At 64.7% G+C, this 447-nt stretch carries 1 protein-coding gene; it reads left to right on the forward strand.

Annotated elements, in window-relative coordinates; all coding sequences use genetic code 11:
• Positions 1-447 (forward strand): ATP-binding cassette domain-containing protein (locus tag DW299_RS07500; RefSeq protein ID WP_240745338.1); only part of this gene is annotated, 447 nt, incomplete at both ends.

A 447-nucleotide genomic window follows, 5' to 3' on the forward strand; every position in this document is an offset into this window, starting at 1 on the left:
CGACGCGGTGCTGTCGGCGAGGAATGTGTCGATCGAGTATGAGGTGGATCCGCCGGTCAGGGCGGTGCGGGATGTGTCGCTGACGCTGCATCGTGGCGAGATCCTGGGGTTGGCGGGGGAGTCGGGGTGTGGGAAGACGACGCTCGCGTATGGGATGAATCGGCTCCTGAAGGCTCCGGCGTTGATGACCCAGGGCGAGATCGTGTTCCATGACCGGGATGGTCATGACATCGATGTGGTGGGCCTGGATGGGGAGGGGTTGCGGGCGTTCCGCTGGGACAAGATCTCGATGGTGTTCCAGGGGGCGATGAACTCGCTCAACCCGGTGATCAGTGTGCGGGCGCAGATCTTCGACATCTTCGATACGCACCGGCCCGGGATGAGCAAGTGGGCCAGGCAGGAGCGGGCGGAGGAGCTGCTGACGCTGGTGGGGGTGGATCCGAACCG

Origin of the sequence: Microbacterium sp. K35 (assembly GCF_004794375.1) — a bacterium.
In the GTDB taxonomy this organism is placed as follows: Bacteria; Actinomycetota; Actinomycetes; order Actinomycetales; family Microbacteriaceae; genus Microbacterium; species Microbacterium sufflavum.